The organism is Acinetobacter sp. NRRL B-65365 (genome assembly GCF_001605865.1).
In the GTDB taxonomy this organism is placed as follows: Bacteria; Pseudomonadota; Gammaproteobacteria; order Pseudomonadales; family Moraxellaceae; genus Acinetobacter; species Acinetobacter vivianii.
In genome coordinates this window covers 1-3177 of sequence record NZ_LRPD01000047.1, presented here as the reverse complement: position 1 = coordinate 3177, position 3177 = coordinate 1, and the positions used below count along the sequence as shown (strand labels likewise).

Annotated in this window: 4 protein-coding genes and 1 pseudogene; 3 read left to right on the top strand and 2 right to left on the bottom strand. The window is 38.7% G+C overall.

Annotated features, from left to right (window positions below; all coding sequences use genetic code 11):
* Positions 1-33: 33 nt before the first annotated feature.
* Together AWW72_RS15775 and AWW72_RS15770 are read right to left on the bottom strand one after the other, a co-directional pair.
* The gene (locus AWW72_RS15775; RefSeq protein ID WP_062847953.1) at positions 34-450 is read right to left on the bottom strand and encodes a divergent PAP2 family protein; all 417 of its coding nucleotides are present in this window, start codon (positions 448-450) and stop codon (positions 34-36) included.
* Between the two features lie 19 nt (positions 451-469).
* Positions 470-1348, bottom strand: coding sequence for a decaprenyl-phosphate phosphoribosyltransferase (locus AWW72_RS15770; RefSeq protein WP_005260181.1), 879 nt, complete (start codon positions 1346-1348; stop codon positions 470-472).
* Between the two features lie 28 nt (positions 1349-1376).
* Here AWW72_RS15770 and AWW72_RS15765 point away from each other — a divergent pair, with 28 nt between their 5' ends.
* From AWW72_RS15765 to AWW72_RS19835, 3 genes and pseudogenes are all read left to right on the top strand, one after another.
* Positions 1377-1790: a GtrA family protein gene (locus AWW72_RS15765; RefSeq protein WP_032863994.1), complete on the top strand. Its 414-nt coding sequence runs from the start codon at positions 1377-1379 to the stop codon at positions 1788-1790.
* The gene (locus AWW72_RS15760) at positions 1791-3092 is read left to right on the top strand and encodes an FAD-binding oxidoreductase (RefSeq protein ID WP_005260177.1); all 1302 of its coding nucleotides are present in this window, start codon (positions 1791-1793) and stop codon (positions 3090-3092) included.
* Positions 3093-3177 (top strand): annotated as a pseudogene (locus AWW72_RS19835) (SDR family NAD(P)-dependent oxidoreductase); the annotation flags it as partial.

Below are 3177 nucleotides of genomic sequence, written 5' to 3'. Positions count from 1 at the left end.
TAAATCTGCTCATAAGTGTAAACATTGATTATCCTATAGTGTATTAGCAATTAAATATGCAACAAGACAACCTACCAGTACACCCGCTAAGATCTCAATCTTTGTGTGTCCCATACGTTCTCTTAGTTGTTTGTATTCAGGTGTATCTTTAGCCAGATGGTTAATCACTACCGCATGTTTACCAATAGCTTGTCTTAAACTATTTGCATCTAATAACACAATAAATGATAGGGTAAGTGCAACACCAAAAGCAGGGGTATCAATACCTTCTTTTATAGCGATAAGCGCGGTCATACTACTTACAATGGCACTGTGATTACTTGGTAATCCACCATAGCCAATTAAGCCAAAAGCCAGTTTCCTGGCTTTAATTGAATTAATAAGAAACTTTAGACAGCCCGCAACTAGCCAAGCTAGAAATGGTGTAATAAGGTAAATATAAGACTTCACGTAATAATCCAAAATAAAACTAAGCTGGCAATAATGTCCAGATACAACATGCGACCCATAAAACAACGGTTAATAATATTTGCCAGTCTTGAGCGATCACATCAGTTGGAGATTCTCCACCTTTTAGTGTTTCAACAATAAACCAGTAACGGAACAATCCAAACATTACAAATGGGATGGTGATAATGAGCTGTGGCTGCACTTCCATCGTATACAGGCTATAAAAAATAATTGCTGTAACGGCAGACATACCTGCAAAGCGGTCAATCAGACTAACTGAATAGTGCTCAAGTACCCCACGTCCTTGAGAGCCACTTTGTATCAGTTCCTGACGACGTTTAATTGACGCGAGATAAAGTGAAATACTTAATGTTGTAATAAACATCCAGTGAGAGACTGGCACTGCAAGAGCTACAGCACCTGCATATACACGTAACACAAAACCAAAGGCCACGATGAAAATTTCAATCACAGGCTCATGTTTCAGTTTAAAGGTATAGGCCCAGTTCAGCAGTAAATATACTGCGATCACGTAGATGACTTTAGGTGCGATTAACCAGGAAAATCCTAAAGCGATATAAATCAGAGTTAATAGTATAATTGCACTCTGAGGACTCACTTGACCTGAAGCTAAGGGGCGTTTTAGAGACTTTTCAGGATGTGCTCGATCTTTTTCTATGTCCTTTAAATCATTCACGATATAGACTGCGGAAGCAGCCAGACAAAATAAAAAAGCGGCAAATAATACGGAATAAATAGATCCTAAGTTTAGGAATTCACCTGCAAAGATTAAAGGTGCAAAAACAAAGGTATTTTTGAGCCACTGTTTTGGCCTAATTAGTTTAATCAGTCCTGGGATTTCTGCTAGAAATGACCGATTTTCTGCTATATCATACATTTTTTTTTCAGCGCTATATTAAATATAAATGATGGACTCGATTAAGCTCGCGCTGCTTTATACAGCGTTTGCTATAGTTGCTACGTTTTGCAATATTATAGCACAAGATATTTCTAGTTATATTTATGTTGGAAATTTTTATATTTTTATATCAATTGTTATTGGCACGGGTGTCGGCCTAGTTGTTAAATACATTTTGGATAAGAAATATATTTTTAAATATAAAACACAGAATACCAAACATGATGGAAAAGTCTTTATTCTTTATACCATCATGGGCCTTTTTACGACAATTATTTTCTGGGGTTTCGAGTTTGGGTTTCATATCGTTTTTGAAACCAAAGAAATGCGTTACCTAGGTGGAATAATCGGTCTAATGATTGGCTATATTTGCAAATATTACTTAGATAAACGTTTTGTGTTTCGTAAGGTTGAGGCATAAATGAAAAACGTACAGGCCTGGGGTAGGCTTTCTAATACTGAACATCACGCTATTCCTTTAATAACGCCTTCACAAGCCTCTAGACAAATACAGCATGGCAGCTTTCCAGGCATTGCCCATGGTATGGGGCGTAGCTATGGCGATGTTGCATTAAATGGCAATGGTACTCTATGGCTGACCACAGCCATGAATCATCTGATGTCTTTTGATTTAAATACCGGGATTTTACACTGTGAAGCAGGTGCGACCTTACAAGATATTCACAGGACATTGATCCCGCAAGGCTGGATGTTGCCTGTAACGCCAGGCACGCAGATGATTACCGTCGGTGGCGCGATTGCAAATGATGTGCATGGTAAAAACCATCATGCTTTTGGCTCTTTTGGTGACCATGTTCTGCAAATAAAACTTGTACGAACTGATGGTGAAATTATTGAGTGTTCAAAGACTGAAAGAGCAGATTGGTTTTATGCAACTTTAGGTGGAATTGGCCTAACAGGTATAATTTTAGAGGCGAAAATACAATTACGTCCGGTTCAAAGTTCGTGGATTGATGCAGAAACTATTCCTTATCACAATTTAGATGAATTTTTTTCACTCTCTGATTCATCTGAACCAGACTGGGAATACACGGTATCCTGGATTGATTGTATGAATGGTGCGAATGCCAAAGGACTTTTTTCGCGGGGAAATCTGGCGAGTATGTCTACGCAAGCAGAACCTGAAATTAACGATAAAACATTTCCAATTACGCCTCCTATTTCATTGGTGAACAAACTCAGTTTACCTCTCTTTAACTTTGCTTATTTTCATGGCAACTCGTTAAAAAGCCAGTCACAAAAAGTACATTACGAGCCATTCTTTTATCCATTAGATGCCATGCACGAATGGAATAAAATGTATGGGCCAAAAGGTTTTTACCAATATCAAAGTGTTGTTCCGAAAGAGATCGGTAAAGAAGTTACCCAAGAGATGCTAAATGCGATTAAAAAGTCGGGCGAGGGCTCGTTTTTAGCCGTATTAAAAACATTTGGTGATCGTGAGTCTGGTGGGTTGCTGAGCTTTCCAAAATCTGGTGTTACTTTGGCGTTGGATTTCCCTAATCGCGGTGAAAAAACGTTAAAACTGTTAAATGAATTGGATCATATTGTCGAGCAAGCACAAGGCCGTCTTTATTTAGCCAAAGATGCTCGTATGCCAAGATCACTATTTGAAGCGGGCTATCCGCGCTTAAATGAATTTTTAAAATATCGGGATCCCGGCATCAGCTCGGAAATGTCTCGTCGTCTATTAGGGGCCTAAATGTCAAATCAACCAAAAATCTTAATTGTAGGTGGGACGTCTGCTATTGCTGAACACTGCGCCAGACTTTGGCTTAAACAGCAGC